Here is a 19,367-nt window from a genome sequence, read left to right on the forward strand (position 1 = left end):
CGAGCCCGGGCCGGTGCGCGGGGCACGCCCTAGGGTGGCCGGCATGGCACCTGCTGTTCCCCCGATCACCCTCAACAACGGCGTGAGCGTCCCGCAGCTCGGCTTCGGCGTCTGGCAGGTCGGTGACGACGAGGTCGTCCCGGCGGTCGAGACCGCCCTGGAAGCGGGCTACCGGCACGTCGACACCGCCGCGATCTACGGCAACGAGGCCGGTGTGGGCCGCGCGCTGGCGCAGTCCGGCATCGCCCGCGACGAGCTGTTCGTCACCACCAAGCTGTGGAACGCCGAGCAGGGCTACGACTCGACCCTGCGCGCCTTCGACGCGAGCCTGGAGCGGCTCGGCCTGGACAGGGTCGACCTCTACCTCATCCACTGGCCCGTGCCGCAGGCCGACGCCTACGTCGACACCTGGAAGGCGTTCGAGAAGATCTACGCCGACGGCCGCGCCCGCGCGATCGGTGTCTCCAACTTCGAACCGCACCACCTGCGCCGGCTGCTGGACGAGACGAGCGTGGTCCCGGCCGTCAACCAGGTCGAGCTGCACCCGTTCCTCCAGCAGGCCGAGCTGCGCGCCGCCGACGCGCAGCACGGCATCGTCACCGAGGCCTACAGCCCGCTGTCCTCCGGCAAGGGCGTCATCGACGACCCGGTCGTCACCGCGCTGGCGCGGGCGCACGGCAAGACCCCCGCCCAGGTGGTGCTGCGCTGGCACGTGCAGCTGGGCAACCTGGTGATCCCCAAGTCGGTCACGCCGCAGCGCATCCGCGAGAACATCGACGTCTTCGACTTCGAGCTCTCCGACGCCGACGTCGCGCAGATCACCGGCCTGGACCGCCCCGACGGCCGCGTCGGCTCCCACCCGGACCAGATGAACGTCGGCGCCCCCGCCTGAGGCCCCGCCCCGCCGCACCCGCCGCACCGGGGCCCCCGTTGCGGCGGGTGCGTGTCGGCGCCGTCACCTAGCCTGCCGGGGTGTCGATGGAGTCGGCCGCGTGGCACTCGCTGTGGCGGGCCACCAGCGCGGAGCAGCAGCAGCGGCCCGTCTCGCGCACCACGGTGCGCCGCGTGCTGGCCCTGGCCCGCGAGCGGCGCGCGCGCCTGGCGGTGTTCGTCGTCGGCAGCGTCCTGACGGCCGTGCTCGCGGTGGCCTCCCCGGTGCTGGCCGGGCGCGCCGTGGAGGCCGTCACCGACGGCGAGCGCCGCACCGTGGTGGTGCTGGCGCTGCTCATCGCGCTCGTCGCCCTGGCCGAGGCGGGCCTGGGGCTGTGGGTGCGCTGGCTGTCGGCCACGCTGGGCGAGGACCTCATCCTCGACCTGCGCACCCGCGTGTTCGACCACGTCCAGCGCATGCCCGTGGCGTTCTTCAACCGCACCCGCACCGGAGCCCTGGTCAGCCGCCTCAACAGCGACGTGCTCGGCGCCCAGCGGGCGTTCTCCGGCACCCTGTCCGGCGTCGTGGGCAACGCCGTGGCGGTGGTGCTCACCGCCGCGGTGATGATGACCACCTCCTGGCGCGTGACGGTGCTGGCCCTGCTGCTGCTGCCGGTGTTCCTCGTGCCCGCGCGGCGCATGGGCCGGCGCCTGGCGGCCCTCTCGCGCGACGCCGCCCAGCTGAACGCCGCCATGACGAACCAGTCCACCGAGCGCTTCTCCGCCCCCGGCGCCACCCTGGTGAAGCTGTTCGGCCGCCCGCAGGAGGAGTCCGCGGCCTTCGCCGCGGCCGCCCGCAGGGTGCGCGACATCGGCGTGCGCACCGCCGTGCTCAACGCGGTGTTCATCACCGCCCTGACGCTCGCCTCGGCGCTCGCGCTGGCCCTGGTCTACGGCGTCGGCGGCACCATCGCCATCGGCGGGGCCCTGGACGCCGGCAGCATCGTCACCCTGGCGCTGCTGCTGACCCGGCTGTACGCCCCGCTGACCGCCCTGGCCGGCGCCCGGGTGGACGTCATGAGCGCCCTGGTCAGCTTCGAGCGGGTCTTCGAGGTCCTGGACCTGGTCCCGCTGGTGCGCGACCCCGAGCACCCCCGCCCGCTGCCGGCCGGGCCGCTGACCGTGGAGTTCGACCACGTCGACTTCGCCTACCCGGCCGCCTCGGAGGTCTCCCTGGCCTCTCTGGAGGACGTGGCCGTGCTGGACGCGCGCGGCGGCGTGCCCGTGCTGCACGACGTCTCCTTCCGCATCGAGCCCGGCCAGGTCGTGGCCCTGGTCGGCTCCTCCGGGGCGGGCAAGTCCACCGTGGCGCAGCTGCTGGCGCGCCTGTACGACGTCTCCGGCGGGGCGGTGCGCCTGGCCGGCGTGGACGTGCGCGAGACGAGCGCGGCCTCGATCCGCCAGGCGGTGGGCGTGGTCACCCAGGACGGGCACCTGTTCCACGAGTCGCTGCGGGCCAACCTGCAGCTGGCCCGCCCCGGCGCCGGCGACCCCGAGCTGCTGGCCGCGCTGGAGCGCGCCCGCCTCGGCGAGCTCGTCGCCTCGCTGCCGGAGGGCCTGGACACCGTGGTCGGCGAGCGCGGCTACCGCTTCTCCGGCGGTGAGCGCCAGCGCCTGACCATCGCCCGGCTGCTGCTGGCCCAGCCGCGCGTGGTCGTCCTGGACGAGGCCACCGCCTCCCTGGACTCCGCCTCCGAGGCCGCGGTGCAGGCCGCGCTGGACGAGGCGCTCGCCGGGCGCACCGCCCTGGTCATCGCCCACCGCCTGTCCACGGTGCGCGGCGCCGACCAGATCCTCGTCCTGGAGCACGGCCGCGTCGTCGAGCGCGGCACCCACGCCGAGCTGATCGCCCTGCGCGGGCGCTACGCCCACCTGCACGACACCCAGTTCGCGGGGGCGTGAACCCCGCCCCGTGGAGCCGCTGACCGCCCTGCTGGCCGGCGCCGCGCTGCACGCCGGTTTCCAGGCGGTGGTGACCGTCGTGGTCCACCCGGCGCTCGCGGCCACCGCCGCGCACGAGTGGCCGCGCGTGCACGCCGCCCACTCGCGGCGCACCACGCCCGTCGTGGCTCTGGTGTACCTGGTCGTGCTGGGGACCTGGGCCTGGGTGCTGGCCGCGCGGCCGCTGACCGGCTGGCTCGTGCTCGCCGGTGCCGGCAGCGCCCTGGCCGGGGCGGTCACCGCGCTGGTCGCCGGCCCCACCCACGCGCGCCTGGGCCGGGAAGGCCCGCGCCCTGCGCTGCTGCGGCGGCTGCGGCGCGCCGACGCGGTGCGCCTGGCCGGTGCGGTCCTGGCCCTGGCCGGCGCCACCGGTGCGGTCTTCGACCGACCCCTCACAGCCCGCCCGGGCGCCGTGAGCGAGATGTGACGCGTCCGACACGCCGGGCTGACCGCCGGGAAACACGCACGTCCCACGCTGGGGGCCCGAGCCCACCCCCGCGGACCGCTCGTCCGCGGCCCGTCGACCCCCGGAGCGCGCGCCGTGTCCTACGTGAGCCCCCCCGACTTCGTCACGAAGATGATCGACGCCGGGCAGTCCAAGGTCTTGATGTCGACGCGCGACACCCTCGTGCGCGCCTACATGGCCGGCGCGATCCTCGCCCTGGCGGCCGCGTTCGCCGTCACCGTCACCGTGCAGACCGGCGACGCGCTCGTCGGTGCGCTGCTGTTCCCGGTCGGTTTCTGCATCCTCTACCTGCTCGGCTTCGACCTGCTGACCGGCGTGTTCACGCTCGTGCCGCTGGCCCTCATCGACCGCCGCCCGGGAGTCACGTGGCGCTCGATGCTGCGCAACTGGGGCCTGGTCTTCACCGGCAACCTCGCCGGTGCGCTGACCGTCGCGCTGATGATGTCGATCGTGGTGACGTTCGGCTTCTCCGTGGAGCCGAACGAGGTCGGCCAGCGCCTGGGCGAGATCGGCGAGGCCCGCACCCTGGGCTACGCCGAGCACGGCGCCGCCGGGATGCTCACGCTGTTCGTGCGCGGCCTGCTGTGCAACTGGATGGTCTCCACCGGTGTCGTCGGCGCGCTGATGTCCACCAGCGTGTCCGGGAAGGTCATCGCCATGTGGATGCCCATCATCGTGTTCTTCTACATGGGTTTCGAGCACTCGGTCGTCAACATGTTCCTGTTCCCCAGCGGCCTGCTGCTGGGCGGGTCCTTCTCCCTGGGCGACTACCTGGTGTGGAACGAGATCCCCACCGTCGCGGGCAACCTGGTGGGCGGGCTGACGTTCGTGGGCCTGGCCCTGTACACCACCCACGCCCGCACCGGTCGCCCGCGCACCGTGCCGGTCCAGGTCGGTGTGCGCGACGAGGTCCCCGCCACCGCGCGCTGACGCCCCCCGCCCGACCCGACGACGGAGGACCCCTTGACCGCTTCGACCCCCGTGGTGACCAAGGCCGAGGCCGCCGCTGCCGTGCGCGCGGCGCGAGTGCGCACCGGCCTGAGCTGGGCCGAGATCGCCGAGCGGCTCGGCACCCCGCCGGTGTGGACGACCGCCGCGCTGCTGGGGCAGCACCCGCTCAGCGCGGAGCAGGCGCGGCTGGCCGGTGAGCTGCTCGGCCTGGACGAGCCGGTGCTCACCGCCCTGCGGGACCAGCCGTACCGCGGTTCGGACCCCGCGCTGGCCTCCGACCCGACGATCTACCGCTTCCACGAAGCGCTGTCCGTGTACGGCCCGGCGCTGAAGGAGCTCATCCACGAGGAGTTCGGCGACGGCATCATGAGCGCCATCAACTTCAAGGTCGACGTCGCCCGCCGGCCGGACCCGGACGGGGACCGCGTCGTGGTGACGTTCGACGGGAAGTTCCTCGACTACCGCTGGTGAGCTGCGCGCTCACGCGTCCGGGGGCAGGGCCCGCGCCGCCAGGCGGGCCAGCTCGCCCAGCTCGCCGGTGTCCACGTGGCCCAGGTGGCGGGCGATGGACGCGGCGTGCCGGCCGCCGATCTCCCGCTGCCGCTGCGCCCCGTCCTCGGTCAGGGCCACGACGACGCCGCGCCGGTCGGCGGGGTCGGCCTCGCGGGCCAGCAGCCCCCGGCGCTCGAGCCGGTCCACGAGACGGCTCAGCGACGGCTGCGGCAGGTACACCTGCTCGCTGAGCTCGCCCAGGCGGGCGCGGCCGGTGGGGCAGCGCGTCAGCGTGTGCAGCACGTCGTACTCGCGCAGGCTCAGCCCGCCCCACACGTCGTCGTCGGCGAACCGGCGCACCAGGGTGGCCTGCAGCCGGAACACTGCCTCCCACGCCTCGACCGCGGCCCGGGTGCGCCCCGGGCCGCGCCCGGCGACGGGGGCGCCGTCCGGTTGCTCAGGCACCGACGGCCGCGGCCGCGGCGGCGTCGCGGGCGGCCACCCGGCTGGCGTGGGTGGGCGGGTCGCTGGGCACGTGCGCGGGCCGGCGCGCCTCGAACTCGCGGCGCAGCACCGGCACGACCTGCTCGCCGAGCATGTCGATCTGCCGCAGCACGGTCGCCAGGGGCAGGCCGGCGTGGTCGATGAGGAACAGCTGGCGCTGGTAGTCGCCGAAGAACTCCTGGAACGTCAGGGTCTTCTCCACGACCTGCTCGGGGGTGCCCACGGTCAGCGGGGTCTGGGCGGTGAAGTCCTCCAGGGAGGGCCCGTGCCCGTAGACGGGGGCGTTGTCGAAGTAGGGGCGGAACTCGCGCACCGCGTCCTGGCTGTTCCTCGCCATGTACACCTGCCCGCCCAGGCCGACGATCGCCTGCTCCGGTGCGCCGTGCCCGTAGTGGGCGTAGCGCTGCCGGTACAGCTCGATGAGCCGGGCGTAGTGCTCCTTCGGCCAGAAGATGTTGTTGGCGAAGTAGCCGTCGCCGAAGTACGCGGCGATCTCGGCGACCTCGGGGGTGCGGATGGAGCCGTGCCAGACGAACGGCGGCACCCCGTCCAGCGGTCGGGGTGTGGAGGTGAAGGACTGCAGCGGCGTGCGGAAGCGCCCCTCCCACGTCACCACGTCCTCGTCCCACAGGCGGCGCAGCAGCTGGTAGTTCTCCACGGTCAGCTCGACGCTCTTGCTGATGTCCTGCCCGAACCAGGGGTAGACCGGGGCGGTGTTGCCGCGGCCGAGCATGAGGTCGCTGCGCCCGCCGGACAGGTGCTGCAGCATCGCGTAGTCCTCGGCGATCTTCACCGGGTCGTTCGTGGTGATCAGCGTGGTGGACGTCGACAGGGTGATGCGGCTGGTGCGCCCGGCCAGGTAGCCCAGCAGCGTCGTGGGCGAGGACGGCACGAAGGGGCGGTTGTGGTGCTCGCCGGTGGCGAAGACGTCCAGGCCCGCCTGCTCGGCGTGCTCGGCGATGGTCGTCATCGCGCGGATGCGCTCGGCCTCGGTGGGGGTCCGGCCCGTGGTGGGGTCGGGGGTGACGTCGCCGACGCTGAAGATCCCGAACTGCATGGTCGCCGCTCCTCGTGTGGTTCATGCGTTTGCATGTACCTGGCGCAACGGTCGAGCGCGCGGGCTTGTTCCCCCGGGCGCGGCTCAGCCGGTGCGGGCGACGCGGATGATCCTCCGGCGCAGCCACACGCGCCGCGCGCCCCCGAGGTACAGGCGCACCCGGGCCAGCTCCCAGTGCCCGTACTCGGCCTGCTCGGTCAGCAGCTGGCGCGCCTGGGCGCTGCTGGTCTCCCGGGGCAGGGTGAGGACCCGGTACTCGTACTGCTCGCCGCCCGGGCGGCGCCCGGCGGTCCTGGTGTCAGCGGCCATCACCACCATTGTCCACCCCCGCCGCCCCGTGCGCGCGATCTTCCCGCCGCGCCCGCGTCACGGGCCGGTCCTCTCCGCTACGGTCGGCACATGACGCCCGATCCGCGCGCCGCCCTCGCGCGTCTCGTCGAAGCCCTGGAGAACCACCTCGCCGCCGCCGCCGACCGGCGCGGGGAGGCCGACCCCGCGGTGGCCCACGCCTACCAGCGCGTCGCCGACGCCTTCGAGGTGTACGAGGAGACGATCTACGACGCCTACGACGAGGTCACGCCCTTCGTCCTCTACGACGACGTCGAGGACGAGCGCGAGGACGGCGACGACTCGGACGACGAGGACGACGACGAGGACGACCTCGACGAGGACGACGACTCGGACGAGGACGACGACCCGGACGAGGACGACGGCGGGGCGCCCGGCAGCCGCCGCTGAGCGCCGCACCCGGCGGCCGGGCCCCCGTGTGAGGGTTCGGTGATCACGGCCAGCGGCTGTCGTGGCGCCGCCGTGCGCCGCGCCGGGTGCGAGCGCGCCGCTGGGTAGTGTCCGGGCGTGCTCACAGCCCGCCCCACCCCCACCGCACCCGTGCGCCCGTCCCGGCGGCCCGCGACCGGCCCGCGCACCCCCCGGACCCACCGTGCGGGAGCCGCCGCGTGAGCATGGGTCCGCTCGAGGGGGCCCTGCTCGGTCTCGTGCAGGGCCTGACGGAGTTCCTCCCGATCTCCTCCAGCGCCCACCTGGCGATCGTCGGCACCCTCATCGGCGCGGACGACCCGGGCGCGGCGTTCACCGCCATCAGCCAGCTGGGCACCGAGGCGGCCGTCGTCCTGTACTTCCGCCGCGACATCGCCCGCATCGTCAGCCGCTGGGCGCTGTCGCTGGCCGGACGGGTGCCGCGCTCGGACCCGGACGCGCGCATGGGCTGGCTGGTCATCCTCGGCTCGATCCCCATCGGCGTGCTGGGCCTGCTCTTCCAGGACCAGATCGAGACGGTGCTGCGCGGTTTCGTCCTGATCGGCACCACCCTGTGGGTGTTCGCCCTGCTGCTGCTGGCGGCCGACCGCTTCGGCCGCAAGGAGCGCACCCTGGACCGCCTCACCTGGAAGCACGGCCTGCTGTTCGGCCTGGCGCAGGCGCTGGCGCTGATCCCCGGCGTCTCGCGCTCGGGAGGCACCATCACGATGGGCCTGCTGCTGGGCTACACCCGCGAGGCCGCGGCCCGCTACTCCTTCCTGCTGGCCATCCCCGCCGTGGTGGCCTCCGGCTTCTTCCAGCTCTTCGACGAGCTCAGCGCGGGGGCGGCCCTGGCGTGGGGGCCGACGGTGCTGGCCACCGTCGTCGCGTTCGCCGTCGGCTACGCCGTCATCGCCTGGCTCATGCGCTTCATCTCCACGCACAGCTACACCGTGTTCGTCGTCTACCGCACCGCGCTGGCGGTCGTGGTGTACGCGCTGGTCGCCGCGGGCACCCTGCCGGCCTGGAACGACATCGCCGCCGGCTGAGCCGTCCCGCGCGCCCCGGCCGGCGGGGCGCGCGGGACGAGGCGCGACGCCGGTCCTACAGCCAGCCGGAGCGCTTGAACGCGCGGTACATCCCCAGGCAGATCCCCAGCATCAGCAGCAGGCAGGTCGGGTACCCCCACCGCCAGTCCAGCTCCGGCATGTGCTCGAAGTTCATGCCGTACACGCCCGCGACGAGCGTGGGCACCGCGAACATCGCCGCGACCGCCGAGATCTTGCGCATGTCGTCGTTCTGCCGCACCGACACCTGAGCCAGGTGCGCGTTGAGCACGTCCGTGAGCAGGCGGTCGTAGCCCTCCACGTGCTCCACCGTGCGCACCAGGCCGTCGAGCACGTCGCGCAGCTCCAGCAGCGCCTGCTCACCACCGTCCGTGCCGTCGACCCCGCCGAGCCCCTCGACGCCGTCGAGGCCGGTGCCGCCGCCACCGGCCAGCAGCTGCTTCATCGGCGTCACCAGCGGCGCCACCGCCCGCCGCACCTCCAGCACCTCCCGCTTGAGGTTGTAGATGCGCTCGGCGTCGGAGCTGCGCTCGGGGGAGAAGACCTGCTCCTCCATCTGCGCCACGTCGCGCTCCAGCTCCAGGTCGATGGCCTCGTACTCGTCGACGAGCCGCTCCAGCACCGCGTGCAGCACCGCGTGCGGCCCCCGCCGCAGCCGCTCCGGGTCCGCCTGCAGCGCCTCGCGCACCGCCGCCAGCGACCGCGACCGGCCGCGGCGCACGCTGACCACGAACCGGTCGTCGACGAACAGCATCACCTCGGCCGTCTCCACCGCCGACCGCTCGTCGAAGTACGACAGCGCCTTCAGCACCACGAACAGCGTGTCGCCGTAGCGCTCCACCTTGGGTCGCTGGTGGCCCTCGACGGCGTCCTCCACCGCCAGCGGGTGCAGGCCGAGCGCCTCGGCCACCCGCGCGAGCTCGTCCTCACCCGGGTTCTCCAGCCCGAGCCAGAGGAACCCCTCCACCTGCCCGCGGCAGTGCTGCAGCGCCCCGGAGAGGTCCTGCACCTCCCCGCGCCGGCCGTCCGCGTAGGTCGCCACGTCCACGATCACGGCGCCATCGTGCCGCCCGCGCCGCACCGGCGCTCGCGGGGCGGCGCTCGCGGGTCGCGGGGGAGCAGCGCCTACGCTGACGCCCGTGCCGACCCTGCTGCTCGTCCGCCACGGCCGCACCACCGCCAACACCGCCGGTGTGCTGGCCGGCTGGACGCCGGGGGTGCGGCTGGACGAGCACGGGGAGCAGCAGGCCGCCGCGCTGGCCGCGCGCCTGGCGCCGCTGCCGCTGGCCGCGGTCGTCACCTCCCCGTTGGAGCGCTGCCGGCAGACCGCCGAGGCGCTGGGCGCCGTGCCCGGGCCCGACGGGCAGCGCCCGGCCGCGGTGGTCGAGGACCGGCTGGGGGAGGTGCGCTACGGCGACTGGACCGGGCGCGAGCTGAAGTCCCTGGCCAAGGAACCCCTGTGGAAGACCGTGCAGGCCCACCCCTCGGCGGCCGTCTTCCCCGGCGCCGACGGCGAGGGCCTGGCGGCCATGCAGCACCGGGCGGTCGCCGCGGTGCGCGAGCACGACGCCCGGGTGGCCGCCGAGCACGGCGAGGACGCCGTGTGGGTCGCCGTCACCCACGGCGACGTCATCAAGGCCCTGCTGGCCGACGCCCTGGGCATGCACCTGGACCTGTTCCAGCGCCTGACCGCCGACCCCTGCTCGGTCTCGGTGGTGCGCTACGCCCCGCTGCGCCCCTTCGTGTTGCGCACCAACGACTCCGGCGGCGACCTGGCCGGCTTCGCCCCGCGCCGCCGCGGGCGCCGGCGCGCGGCGCGCACCGCGCCCTCCTCCGACGCCGTCGTCGGCGGCGGCGCCGGCGCCTGAGACGCACCCGGGCGGGTTCCCGGCGGGCACCCGCGCCGCGCGGCGCTAGGGTCGAACCATGCCGGTCTTCGACTACGACCCGCCGGAGCGGTTCGTCGCAGGAACCGTCGGCGAACCCGGTGCCCGCACCTTCTTCCTGCAGGCGCGCGCCGGCGCGCGACTGACGTCGGTGGCGCTGGAGAAGGCGCAGGTGGCCGCGCTGGCCGAGCGGGTGGGTGAGCTGCTGGACGAGATCGTGCGCCGCTCCGGCGGCCAGGCGCCCGTACCGGCCCTGCCCCCCTCCGGCAGCGAGGACACCGCCCCGCTGGACCTGCCCATCGAGGAGGAGTTCCGCGTCGGCACGATGAGCCTGGCGTGGGACTCCGAGCGGCAGGTCGTCGTCATCGAGTGCTTCGAGGTCGACGACGAGGACGTCGAGGCGCCGCTGGAGCCGGACCCCGCCCGCAACCTGCTGCGCGTCTCCCTCGACGGCGCCGGCGCGCGCGCCTTCTCCCAGCGCGCCACCGCCCTGGTGGCCGCCGGCCGCCCGCCGTGCCCGTTCTGCGCCGGCCCCCTGGACCCCGGGGGCCACGTGTGCCCGCGCGCGAACGGCTACCGGCGCTGAGCGCCTCCGCGCACGGCCCCGGACCCGGCGCGTTCGCCGGCGTCGCCGAGGGCGAGGCGCTGGCGCGGCTGGCCACCGGCGAGCTGCACGTGCGCGGGCGCATGGCCGACGCCTCCAACGCCACCCTGTACTCGGTGGTCGCCGACGGCGCGGGTGAGCTGGCGTGCGTGTACAAGCCGGTGGCCGGCGAGCGCCCCCTGTGGGACTTCCCCGACGACACCCTCGCCCGCCGCGAGGTCGCCTCCTACGCGGTCTCCGCCGTCACCGGCTGGGACGTCGTGCCGCCCACGGTCTTCCGCGACGGCCCGCTGGGTCCGGGCAGCGTGCAGCTGTGGCTGCAGGCCCCGCCCGGGGCGGACGGGACCGACGACGAGCCCGGCGACGCCGAAGCCCGCGACGACGCCGACGTGGTCGTGCTGCCCGAGCCGGGCGCCGGCCTGATCGACATCACCGCCCCCCGCGAGCTCGCACCGGGCTGGCTGCCGGTGCTGCACGCCGAGGACCACACCGGGCGCCCGGTGGTCCTCGCGCACGCCGACGACCCGCGCCTGCGGCGCATCACCGTGCTGGACGCCGTCCTGAACAACGCCGACCGCAAGGGCGGGCACGTGCTGCCCGGCTGGCACGGCGCCGTCCACGGGGTGGACCACGGCCTGACCTTCCACACCGAGCCGAAGCTGCGCACCGTGCTGTGGGGCTGGAGCGGCGAGCACCTGCTGGCCGCCGAGCGCGAGGTGCTCGGACGGCTGCGGGCCGACCTGCACGCCCGGCTGGGCGAGGTCCTGTCCGACCTGCTCAGCGTGGAGGAGGTCGTGGCGACCCTCGAACGCGTCGAGCGCCTGCTGTCCACCGACCGGCTGCCCCGCCCGCGCGGGCAGCGCACCATCCCCTGGCCGCCGTTCTGACCCCCGCCCGCACCGCCCCCTGCCGTCCGGCCCCGCGGCGGCGCAGGTAGGTTCGGCGGGTGCGCTCCTGGCCGGCCCCCGACCCCTCCACCCTGCCCGGCACCGCCCCCGGTGCCGCCGCGCTGCCGGGCCGCGGCCCACGGGTGCACCTGCACGACTCCAGCACCGGCCGCCTCCAGCCCGCCGGCCCGGCGCAGGGCACCGCGACGCTGTACGTGTGCGGCATCACCCCGTACGACGCCACCCACCTCGGCCACGCCAACACCTACGTCGCCTTCGACCTGCTGCAGCGCGCCTGGCGCGACGCCGGCCTGGACGTCACCTACGTGCAGAACGTCACCGACGTCGACGACCCGCTGCTGGAGCGCGCGGCGGCCACCGGCGTGGACTGGGCCGAGCTGGCCGCCTCCCAGGTGGAGCTGTTCCGCCAGGACATGAGCGCCCTGTCGGTGATCCCGCCGCAGCAGTACCTCGGCGTGGTCGAGGCCGTGGACCTCGTCTCGGCGGCCGTGCGCGACCTGCTCGCCGCCGGAGCCGCCTACCGCGTGCCTGGCACCGGCGGCGCACCCGACGGCGACGTCTACTTCCCCGTCGCGGCCGACCCCGCCTTCGGGGAGGTCTCCCACCTGGACCGGGCCACCATGCTGGCGCTGTCCGCCGAGCGCGGGGGAGACCCCGACCGCCCCGGCAAGCGCGACCCCCTGGACCCGCTGCTGTGGCGGGTGCAGCGCTCCGGCGAACCGGGCTGGGACGCCGGCGAGCTCGGCCGCGGCCGCCCCGGCTGGCACGTGGAGTGCACCGCCATCGCCCTGGCCCACCTGGGCACCCCCGTGGACGTGCAGGCCGGCGGCAGCGACCTGCTCTTCCCCCACCACGAGATGGGCGCCTCCCACGCCCACGTGCTGCGCCCGCACGCGACGCCCTTCGCCCACCTGTACGCGCACTCCGGCATGGTCGCCCTCGACGGCGAGAAGATGAGCAAGTCCAAGGGCAACCTCGAGCTCGTCTCCCGCCTGCGCGCCGCGGGGGAGGACCCGGCCGCGGTGCGCCTGGCGATCGTTGCCCACCACTGGCGCAGCGACTGGGAGTGGACCGGCGCCGTCCTGCAGCAGGCCCGCGAGCGCCTGGCCCGGTGGTCCAGCGCCGTGGCCCTGCCCGCCGGACCCGACGCCGCACCCGTGCTGGCGCAGGTGCGCGAGCGCCTCGCCGACGACCTGGACGCCCCCGGCGCCGTGGCCGCCGTGGACGCCTGGGCCGACGCGGCGCTCGCGGGCACCGGGGCGCACGCCGGGGCCGACGCGGGCGCACCGGGACTGGTGCGCCGCGCGGTCACCGCGCTGCTGGGTGTGCGGCTGCCCTGATGCCGCGCCACGACCGCGAGGAGGTGGCGCGCCGCGCCGGGCACGCCACCTGGCGCGAAGCCGTCGAGGCCACCGCGCACCTGAGCCAGCAGGAGGCCGGCCGGGTGCTCGGCGTCAGCCACCCGACGGTGCGCGCCTGGCGCGCGGAGCTGGGCCTGGGCGTGGCCGTCGCCCGCCCCTCCGCCGAGCAGCTGAAGGCGGCGTTCCGGGCCGACGCGGGCGACGCGCGGCACGGCTCGGCCAACGGCTACCGCAACCTCGGCTGCCGCTGCCCGGCGTGCACGTCGGCGTGGACGGAGTACCAGCGCGCCCGCCGCACCGGCCCGGCCTGATCGACTCCTCGATCCGCCGGGCGGCGCGCGAGCGTCAGCCCTGCTGGCGCTGGGCGATCTCCTGCTGCACCACCGAGCCGAGCCGCTGCAGCTGCCCGGTGCCCAGCTGGCGCACCTCGCCCTCCAGCCGCTGGAGCACGTGCGGGTCCTCCAGGACGCGCTCGGAGCTCTGCAGCAGCACCGTGCCGGCGCCGGTGAAGTCGTACTGGCGCTCCTCGCCGGAACGGGTGCCGAACAGCGCCCCGCGCGCGGCGCCCAGGAAGTGCCCCATCCACCCGGCGTCGAAGTGCTGCGCGGGCGCGGGGCAGTCGGCCCACCCCACCAGCGCCTCGGGGTCCACCCGCACCGGCGGCTCGACGAAGATCACCGGCCCGGAGGAGCTGGCGAGGAACTTCCCCGTGCCCAGCAGGGTGAGGAACCCCGGGATGATCGACTCCTTCAGCTCCAGCCCGGCGTCGAAGGCCAGCAGGTTCGCCGCCCGCACGGTGAGGTTGCCCTCGTCGAGGTCGTAGGAGTTGATGTCGTAGCCGCGGTCTCCGAGGATCACGTGCCCCTGCCCGTTGGCGACGACCCAGTCGCGGCTGTACAGCGGCGAGGAGAACCGCTCGGCCACCATCGAGCCCAGCGACGTCGCCGTCAGCGGCTCGAAGCGGATCGTGCCGCCCCCGGCGGGGTAGTAGGCGATCATGCGGCCGGTCTGCACGAACAGCGGCCCCGTCAGGCGCACGCAGTACGCGTACGCGTTGCCCGGCAGGTTGTCGTGCTCCGGCAGGGTGGTCGGGTCCAGCGGTTCGACGCTCACAGCTTCTCCTCCGACGCCTGCACGTGCACGGTGCCCTCGCCGGACACCTTCAGCTGCACCGCTTCCCCCGAACCGCGGCCCACCGCGTCGCGCCAGGACACCGCGGCGGCCACCTCCACCCGCAGGTCGCCCACGTGCGCGACGTACGCCTGCGGGTCCACCACGACCTGCCGGCCACCGGTGACCGGCAGCGCGAACGTGCCGCCGTGCGAGAGCACCGCGACCGACCCGCGCCCGGACAGCTGCGTGGTGAACATCCCCTGCCCGGTGACGGCGCCGCGCACCGCTCCGCGCAACCCGCCCTGCTGCCCCAGGAACACCACCGAGCTGGACAGCGACGCGTCGTGCGCCAGCAGCCGGTCGGCCTCCACCGACAGCGGCTGGGAACCGTCCAGGTCGAGGACGGTGACGTGGTGGCCGCGGAAGCCGTAGTGCACCGTGCCCGAGCCCTCGGCGACCATCAGCGCCACCGCCTCGCCCTGCATCCCGCGGGCCAGCGCCGAGGCGACCCCGCCGCCGTAGGCTCCGCCGCCCGGGCCGCCGGACACGGGGGAGAAGGTGACCCGCCCGGTGGTGGCGAGCATCGCCCCGCGCCGGGCCAGGACCTCCCGGCCGGGCGCGACCTGCGCCAGCACCACCTTGGAGGTGACCGTGGTGAACGTCATCAGCGCTCCTCCGGCTGGATGAACACGGTGCCCCGCCCCTCGAAGCGCAGCGAGAACGCCTCCCCGGAGGACTCCCCGACCAGGTCGCGCCACGACACGTCCGTGACGAACGACTGCGAGACGTCCCCCAGGCAGCCGATGTACGCGTCCGGGTCCACCACCAGCGGTGCGCCCGGGCCGACCCGCAGCGCGATCGGCGGCCCGCCCAGCGAGATCAGCGCCACCCGTCCGTGCCCGGTGACGCTGGTGGTGAACAGCCCCTGCCCGCTGGAGGCGCCCTGCAGGCCGGTGAACACCACGTCGGTGCGCAGCCCCTCCGACAGGCACAGCAGGCTCTCGGACTCGGCCTTGAGCACCTCGCCGGCCAGGTCCAGCAGCAGCACGTGGCCGGCGTCGACGGCGAAGTGCACCCTGCCGCGGCCGCTGACGTCCATCAGCGGCAGGGACTCACCGGTCACCCGCTGCTTGAACGCCGCCCGCAGGCCGCCGCCACCGCCGGAGCCGGCGTGCTTGAAGGTCACCTCGCCCTCGTAGGCCACCATCGAGCCGGTCCGCGCGCGCACCGCGCTGCCCTTGTCGCCGTCCAGGTCCACCTCCAGGACCCGCGGCGTCCGCAGCCGCCAGCTCACCCGCTCGCCCCCTCCGGCCCGGTGCCCGGGGCCGCGTGCCCCGGGCTGCGGGTCCCATCATGGCCCGCAGGTGATCAGCGTGTCAGGGGGATCGGGTTCAGGCCGCCCACCCGGGCTGCGGCGACCACGTGCGCGTCGCCTTCGGGCTGGGTCCGTGCGCGTTGGGGCCCGGGGCGGAGTCCAGCAGCGTGAACACGAACAGCACGACGTTCAGGACCGGCAGCGCCCCCGCCAGCACCCACCAGCCGGAGCGGCCGGTGTCGTGCACGCGCCGCACCGTCACCGCCAGCGAGGGCAGCAGCACCGCCAGGTAGAGGACCAGCACCAGCAGGCTCAACACCGTGCCGGCGATCGACTGCGCCACTTCGCCGCCCACCGCGCCGGCCACGCCCGCCAGCACGGTGCCCACCACGACCACGGCCAGGTACGCCAGCGCGAACGCCAGCTGGAACCACCAGTACTCCGAGCGGCGGGCCCGCCCGCTGAAGGTGGCGTACTGGCGCAGCGCGGAGGACACGGCCGAGGAGAAGCTCACCGCACCACGGTGGCGGCCCGCCGGACCCCGGCGTCGGCGCCCGGCGGCACCACCACTCGTCCGGGGCAGCGGCACCACCTGCGCGGGTCAGCCCCGGCGCGGGCCCTCGTCGCGCCTGGGCGGGTCGTCGCGCCGGCGCAGGTAGCGCTCGAACTCCCGGGCGATGGCCTCACCGCTGGCCTCGGGCAGCTCCGCGGTGTCCTTGGCCTCCTCCAGCTGCTGCACGTACTCGGCGATCTCGCTGTCCTCCCCGGCCAGCTCGTCCACGCCGCGCTCCCACGCCCGGGCGTCCTCGGGCAGGTCCCCCAGGGGGACGGAGACGTTCAGCAGCTCCTCCACGCGGTGCAGCAGCGCCAGGGTCCCCTTCGGCGAGGGCGGCTGGCCCACGTAGTGCGGCACCGCCACCCACAGCGACACCGAGGGGACGCCCGCGTTCGCCACCGCGTCCTGGACCACGCCGACGATGCCGGTGGGCCCCTCGTAGCGGGACGGCTCGATGTCCAGCTTCTGCACCAGGTCCGGGTCCTCGCTGCTGCTGGTCACCGGCAGCGGGCGGGTGTGCGGCACGTCGGCCAGCAGCGCACCCAGCGTCAGCACCAGCCCGGCGCCCACCGCGCGGGCGTGCTCGACGACCTCGGCGGCGTAGGTGCGCCAGCGCATCGACGGCTCGATGCCCCGCACCAGCAGCACGTCGCGCGAGGCGTCGGGCAGGCGCGCGTACGAGACCCGGGTGGTCGGCCACGTCAGGCGGCGCCGGCCCTCCTCGTCGTAGTGCACGGTCGGCCGGTTCACCTGGAAGTCGTGGTACTCCTCGGGGTCGAACTCGGCGAGGTCGGTGGCCCCCCACACCTCGTGCAGGTGCGCGACCGCCTGGCTGGCCGCCTCCCCGGCGTCGTTCCAGCCCTCGAAGGCCGCGATCACCACGGGGTCGCGCAGCACCGGCGCCGCCGGCCTCGCGTCGTCAGGCTGCTCAAGCACCCCCCAACCCTAGACTCACGACCCGATGCCCACCGACACGCCGATCCCCGACCCGCCGAACCCCGCCCCGCGGCGCCCCCACCCGCAGCGCCCCGACCGGCGGGACCCGGCGCTGCCCGCCGCCGTCCTGTGGGACATGGACGGCACGCTGGTCGACACCGAACCGCACTGGATCGCCGCCGAGCACGCCCTCATGGCCCGGCACGGGGCGAGCTGGTCGCACGAGCAGGCGCTGCAGCTCGTCGGCAGCGCGCTGCCGGACTCCGGGCGGCTGCTGGCCGCGCACCTGGCCGCCGAGGCCGGCGTGCACCTGGACCCGGACGCCATCGTCGCCGAGCTGATCGGCGAGGTCGTCCACCAGGTCAGCGCGAGCGTGGTCTGGCGACCCGGGGCGCTGCAGCTGCTGCGCGAGCTGGGCGAGCTGGGGGTGCCGTGCGCGCTGGTGACGATGTCGTACCGCTCCCTGGCCGGCACCGTGGCCGCCCTGGTGCCCGGCGCCTTCGCGGTCGTCGTGGCCGGCGACGAGGTCGAGCGCGGCAAGCCCGCCCCCGACCCGTACCTGCGCGCCGCGCACCTGCTGGGCGTGGACCCGCGCCGCTGCGTGGTCCTGGAGGACTCCGCACCGGGCGTCGCCTCGGGCGAGGCCGCCGGCGCCCGGGTGGTGGCCTGCCCGCACATGGTGCCCATCCCGCCCGCGCCGGGCCGCAGCCGCGTGGCCTCCCTGGCCGAGCTGGACGCCGCCGCCCTGGGACGGGTGGCCGCCGGGCAGGTCGTGGACTCGATCGTGCCCTGAGGGGCGCCGCGCGGGCGGGGCCGGGCGTGGCGGGCCGCGTCCACCCGCCCACAGCGGTGAGGTGCCCACCCGCTGCCTGCCGGCGGGGGCTCGACGGCGCCGTCCGGGTCTGCGAGCCTCGCGGTGCGGCCGACACCGTCGACCTCGTGCACCGGGGGCTCGTCTCCGCCGGGGGAGGGGGCAGCGGTGATCCTGCCCGAGGTCCGCGACCCCCGCATGGTGACCACCCGTCGAGGCGGCACGCTGAGCGACGACCACCACCGGCTGCTCGCCCTGTGGGCCGCCGACTGCGCCGAGCACGTCCTGGACCGCTTCGAGCGCGAGCAGCCGCACGACCCGCGACCGCGAGAGGCGATCGCCGCCGCGCGCGCGTGGGTGCGGGGCGAGGTGCCGATGATGCGGGCACGCGCGGCAGGGGGGCACGCGATGGGCGCGGCCAGGTCCTTGTCCGGCGCGGCCCGCTTCGCCGCGTACTCGGCCGGGCAAGCCGCCTGCGTCGGGCACGTCGCCGAGCACGACCTCGGTGCCGCGGCCTACGCGATCAAGGCCGCCCGCAGCGCAGGAGGCGACGACCCCGACGCGGGGCGGGCCGAACGGGACTGGCAGCGCGCTCGGCTCCCCGAGCCCGTCCGTCAGCTCGTGCTGGAGGACCAGGTCCGGCGCAACCGCATCTGCTGGTCGGTCTTCTCGGACTGAGACGGCCGTCCAGGGCTCGAGGACCCGGGCGCTGCCCCGCTCCACCGAGGTGGGCGGAGCGGGCCTGCCCGCCGCCGAACCCGTACAGGTCTCGATCGCGGCCGGCCAGGCCGTGGGCACCCTGTTGCTGCGCCACGTCGTGCGGGCCGAACGCCCTGCCCGGGCCTGAGTCGAGGAGCTGGTCGGCGTGCTGGCCCCGGTGCTCCAGGCGCCCCTGGTCGACGCCGGTCGCAGCGGAACCTGAGGGTCGCCACGCGGAGCCGGACACGGAGGAACTCCAGTCGTCCTCGAGCGCCCCGCCCCACGGTGCCGGGCGCCTGTCCACCGAACCCGCACAGATCGTGGGATCGAGAGCCGCGTCGTCGCCGCGCGACCGGTCGCGGCCGTATCGAGCCGGGTGTGGTTCTGGGGCGACTCCACCCGCTCCGTCGTCGCACCTCGACCCACCAGGACCTGCGCCACTCCTTCAAGCTGTCCACCGATCCGGCGTTCGTGGACGAGCTGCACGACCAGCAGTGATGGCGCCGGGCTCTACCTCAACCCGCCGGAGGCCGCCGTGGTCTTCTGCGTGGATGAGAAGACGCAGGTGCAGGCGCTGAATCGCCCCCAGCCGGTCTTCCCGATGCTGCCGGGCACGCCCGAACGCGCCAGCCACGACCACGTCCGCCACGGCACCTCCAGCCTCCACGCGGCACTGATCACCGCTACCGGGCAGGTGATCGGATCGCTCCACGTCCGGCACCGCGCCGTGGAGTTCTTGAAGCTCCTGCGCACCATCGACGCGCAGGTCCCCCAGCGCCTGGCGGTGCACCTCGCTCGGTGCGGGCGTTGAACGCGGACCTCCGCGAGTGGATCGGTAAGTGGAACGAGGACCCGCGCCCGTACGTGTGGGCCAAGACTGCTGACCAGATCTCGGAGGTACTTGGCGACTACTGCCGAAGGATCAGCGACTCACGACGCTAGGAACCGCCACCCAGCATCGCGCTACACCATCGGAGAGAGCACCCGCCGCAACGCGAAGATCACTCATCGTGA

At 75.1% G+C, this 19,367-nt stretch carries 23 protein-coding genes and 1 pseudogene; 15 read left to right on the plus strand and 9 right to left on the minus strand.

Features of this window, described 5'->3' with window-relative positions:
- Window positions 1-43 precede the first annotated feature (43 nt).
- From ACRYM0_RS00285 to cynS, 5 genes are all read left to right on the plus strand, one after another.
- Window positions 44-892 (plus strand): aldo/keto reductase, encoded by an 849-nt coding sequence (locus tag ACRYM0_RS00285; protein ID WP_432500940.1) that lies wholly within the window; start codon window positions 44-46, stop codon window positions 890-892.
- Between the two features lie 80 nt (window positions 893-972).
- Complete coding sequence (locus ACRYM0_RS00290) at window positions 973-2,832, plus strand: ABC transporter ATP-binding protein (RefSeq protein WP_432500942.1); 1,860 nt, start codon at window positions 973-975, stop codon at window positions 2,830-2,832.
- 10 nt (window positions 2,833-2,842) lie between these two features.
- Entirely contained in the window at window positions 2,843-3,298 is a 456-nt protein-coding gene (locus ACRYM0_RS00295) for a hypothetical protein (RefSeq protein ID WP_432500945.1), read from the plus strand.
- A 114-nt stretch (window positions 3,299-3,412) separates the two neighbouring features.
- A complete protein-coding gene (locus ACRYM0_RS00300) occupies window positions 3,413-4,267 on the plus strand; it encodes a formate/nitrite transporter family protein (protein WP_432500947.1) in 855 nt (284 codons plus the stop codon).
- Window positions 4,268-4,300: 33 nt separating this feature from the next.
- Window positions 4,301-4,759 carry a cyanase gene (gene cynS / locus ACRYM0_RS00305; RefSeq protein ID WP_432500949.1) on the plus strand — a complete coding sequence of 153 codons (459 nt, stop codon included), beginning with the start codon at window positions 4,301-4,303 and terminating at the stop codon, window positions 4,757-4,759.
- A gap of 9 nt (window positions 4,760-4,768) precedes the next feature.
- Here the strand turns inward: cynS and ACRYM0_RS00310 are convergent, their stop codons facing one another.
- From ACRYM0_RS00310 to ACRYM0_RS00320, 3 genes are all read right to left on the minus strand, one after another.
- Window positions 4,769-5,245: a MarR family winged helix-turn-helix transcriptional regulator gene (locus ACRYM0_RS00310; RefSeq protein WP_432500951.1), complete on the minus strand. Its 477-nt coding sequence runs from the start codon at window positions 5,243-5,245 to the stop codon at window positions 4,769-4,771.
- Window positions 5,238-6,341 (minus strand): LLM class flavin-dependent oxidoreductase, encoded by a 1,104-nt coding sequence (locus tag ACRYM0_RS00315; protein ID WP_432500954.1) that lies wholly within the window; start codon window positions 6,339-6,341, stop codon window positions 5,238-5,240. The genes ACRYM0_RS00310 and ACRYM0_RS00315 overlap by 8 nt, the downstream gene beginning before the upstream one ends.
- An 84-nt stretch (window positions 6,342-6,425) precedes the next feature.
- Entirely contained in the window at window positions 6,426-6,650 is a 225-nt protein-coding gene (locus tag ACRYM0_RS00320) for a DUF5703 family protein (RefSeq protein ID WP_432500955.1), read from the minus strand.
- A 90-nt stretch (window positions 6,651-6,740) separates the two neighbouring features.
- Here ACRYM0_RS00320 and ACRYM0_RS00325 point away from each other — a divergent pair, with 90 nt between their 5' ends.
- Window positions 6,741-7,079: a primosomal protein gene (locus tag ACRYM0_RS00325; RefSeq protein WP_432500957.1), complete on the plus strand. Its 339-nt coding sequence runs from the start codon at window positions 6,741-6,743 to the stop codon at window positions 7,077-7,079.
- Between the two features lie 224 nt (window positions 7,080-7,303).
- Window positions 7,304-8,146 carry an undecaprenyl-diphosphate phosphatase gene (locus ACRYM0_RS00330; RefSeq protein WP_432501179.1) on the plus strand — a complete coding sequence of 281 codons (843 nt, stop codon included), beginning with the start codon at window positions 7,304-7,306 and terminating at the stop codon, window positions 8,144-8,146.
- Between the two features lie 55 nt (window positions 8,147-8,201).
- On the opposite strand, the gene ACRYM0_RS00335 is transcribed toward ACRYM0_RS00330, so the two are convergent.
- Window positions 8,202-9,218: a magnesium and cobalt transport protein CorA gene (locus ACRYM0_RS00335; protein WP_432500959.1), complete on the minus strand. Its 1,017-nt coding sequence runs from the start codon at window positions 9,216-9,218 to the stop codon at window positions 8,202-8,204.
- Between the two features lie 85 nt (window positions 9,219-9,303).
- Between ACRYM0_RS00335 and ACRYM0_RS00340 the strand changes: the two genes are divergently transcribed.
- The 5 genes from ACRYM0_RS00340 to ACRYM0_RS00360 are packed head-to-tail and all read left to right on the plus strand — an operon-like array spanning window position 9,304 to window position 13,234.
- Window positions 9,304-10,032, plus strand: coding sequence for a histidine phosphatase family protein (locus ACRYM0_RS00340; protein WP_432500961.1), 729 nt, complete (start codon window positions 9,304-9,306; stop codon window positions 10,030-10,032).
- A 58-nt stretch (window positions 10,033-10,090) separates the two neighbouring features.
- Window positions 10,091-10,636 (plus strand): DUF3090 domain-containing protein, encoded by a 546-nt coding sequence (locus ACRYM0_RS00345; RefSeq protein ID WP_432500964.1) that lies wholly within the window; start codon window positions 10,091-10,093, stop codon window positions 10,634-10,636.
- Window positions 10,606-11,541 carry an SCO1664 family protein gene (locus ACRYM0_RS00350; protein WP_432500966.1) on the plus strand — a complete coding sequence of 312 codons (936 nt, stop codon included), beginning with the start codon at window positions 10,606-10,608 and terminating at the stop codon, window positions 11,539-11,541. The genes ACRYM0_RS00345 and ACRYM0_RS00350 overlap by 31 nt, the downstream gene beginning before the upstream one ends.
- 59 nt (window positions 11,542-11,600) lie before the next feature.
- Window positions 11,601-12,902 (plus strand): cysteine--1-D-myo-inosityl 2-amino-2-deoxy-alpha-D-glucopyranoside ligase, encoded by a 1,302-nt coding sequence (mshC, locus tag ACRYM0_RS00355; RefSeq protein ID WP_432500969.1) that lies wholly within the window; start codon window positions 11,601-11,603, stop codon window positions 12,900-12,902.
- Window positions 12,902-13,234, plus strand: coding sequence for a hypothetical protein (locus tag ACRYM0_RS00360; protein WP_432500971.1), 333 nt, complete (start codon window positions 12,902-12,904; stop codon window positions 13,232-13,234). The genes mshC and ACRYM0_RS00360 overlap by 1 nt, the downstream gene beginning before the upstream one ends.
- A gap of 34 nt (window positions 13,235-13,268) precedes the next feature.
- Here the strand turns inward: ACRYM0_RS00360 and ACRYM0_RS00365 are convergent, their stop codons facing one another.
- From ACRYM0_RS00365 to ACRYM0_RS00385, 5 genes are all read right to left on the minus strand, one after another.
- Entirely contained in the window at window positions 13,269-14,036 is a 768-nt protein-coding gene (locus tag ACRYM0_RS00365) for an AIM24 family protein (RefSeq protein WP_432500974.1), read from the minus strand.
- Window positions 14,033-14,701 carry an AIM24 family protein gene (locus ACRYM0_RS00370; protein ID WP_432500977.1) on the minus strand — a complete coding sequence of 223 codons (669 nt, stop codon included), beginning with the start codon at window positions 14,699-14,701 and terminating at the stop codon, window positions 14,033-14,035. The genes ACRYM0_RS00365 and ACRYM0_RS00370 overlap by 4 nt, the downstream gene beginning before the upstream one ends.
- A complete protein-coding gene (locus ACRYM0_RS00375; RefSeq protein WP_432500979.1) occupies window positions 14,701-15,330 on the minus strand; it encodes an AIM24 family protein in 630 nt (209 codons plus the stop codon). Before ACRYM0_RS00375 ends, ACRYM0_RS00370 begins: the two co-directional genes overlap by 1 nt.
- A gap of 97 nt (window positions 15,331-15,427) precedes the next feature.
- Window positions 15,428-15,865, minus strand: a complete 438-nt coding sequence (locus tag ACRYM0_RS00380; protein ID WP_432500981.1) for a DUF805 domain-containing protein — start codon at window positions 15,863-15,865, stop codon at window positions 15,428-15,430.
- 87 nt (window positions 15,866-15,952) lie between these two features.
- Window positions 15,953-16,843, minus strand: coding sequence for a PAC2 family protein (locus ACRYM0_RS00385; protein WP_432500983.1), 891 nt, complete (start codon window positions 16,841-16,843; stop codon window positions 15,953-15,955).
- 25 nt (window positions 16,844-16,868) lie between these two features.
- Here ACRYM0_RS00385 and ACRYM0_RS00390 point away from each other — a divergent pair, with 25 nt between their 5' ends.
- The 3 genes and pseudogenes from ACRYM0_RS00390 to ACRYM0_RS00400 form a co-directional block, all read left to right on the plus strand.
- Window positions 16,869-17,636 (plus strand): HAD family hydrolase, encoded by a 768-nt coding sequence (locus tag ACRYM0_RS00390; RefSeq protein WP_432500986.1) that lies wholly within the window; start codon window positions 16,869-16,871, stop codon window positions 17,634-17,636.
- Between the two features lie 186 nt (window positions 17,637-17,822).
- Window positions 17,823-18,332, plus strand: a complete 510-nt coding sequence (locus ACRYM0_RS00395) for a putative immunity protein (RefSeq protein ID WP_432500989.1) — start codon at window positions 17,823-17,825, stop codon at window positions 18,330-18,332.
- A 462-nt stretch (window positions 18,333-18,794) separates the two neighbouring features.
- Window positions 18,795-19,295: pseudogene (locus ACRYM0_RS00400) on the plus strand (transposase); the annotation flags it as partial.
- Window positions 19,296-19,367 lie beyond the last annotated feature (72 nt).

Origin of the sequence: Kineococcus arenarius subsp. arenarius (genome assembly GCF_050871845.1) — a bacterium.
Classification (GTDB): domain Bacteria; phylum Actinomycetota; class Actinomycetes; order Actinomycetales; family Kineococcaceae; genus Kineococcus.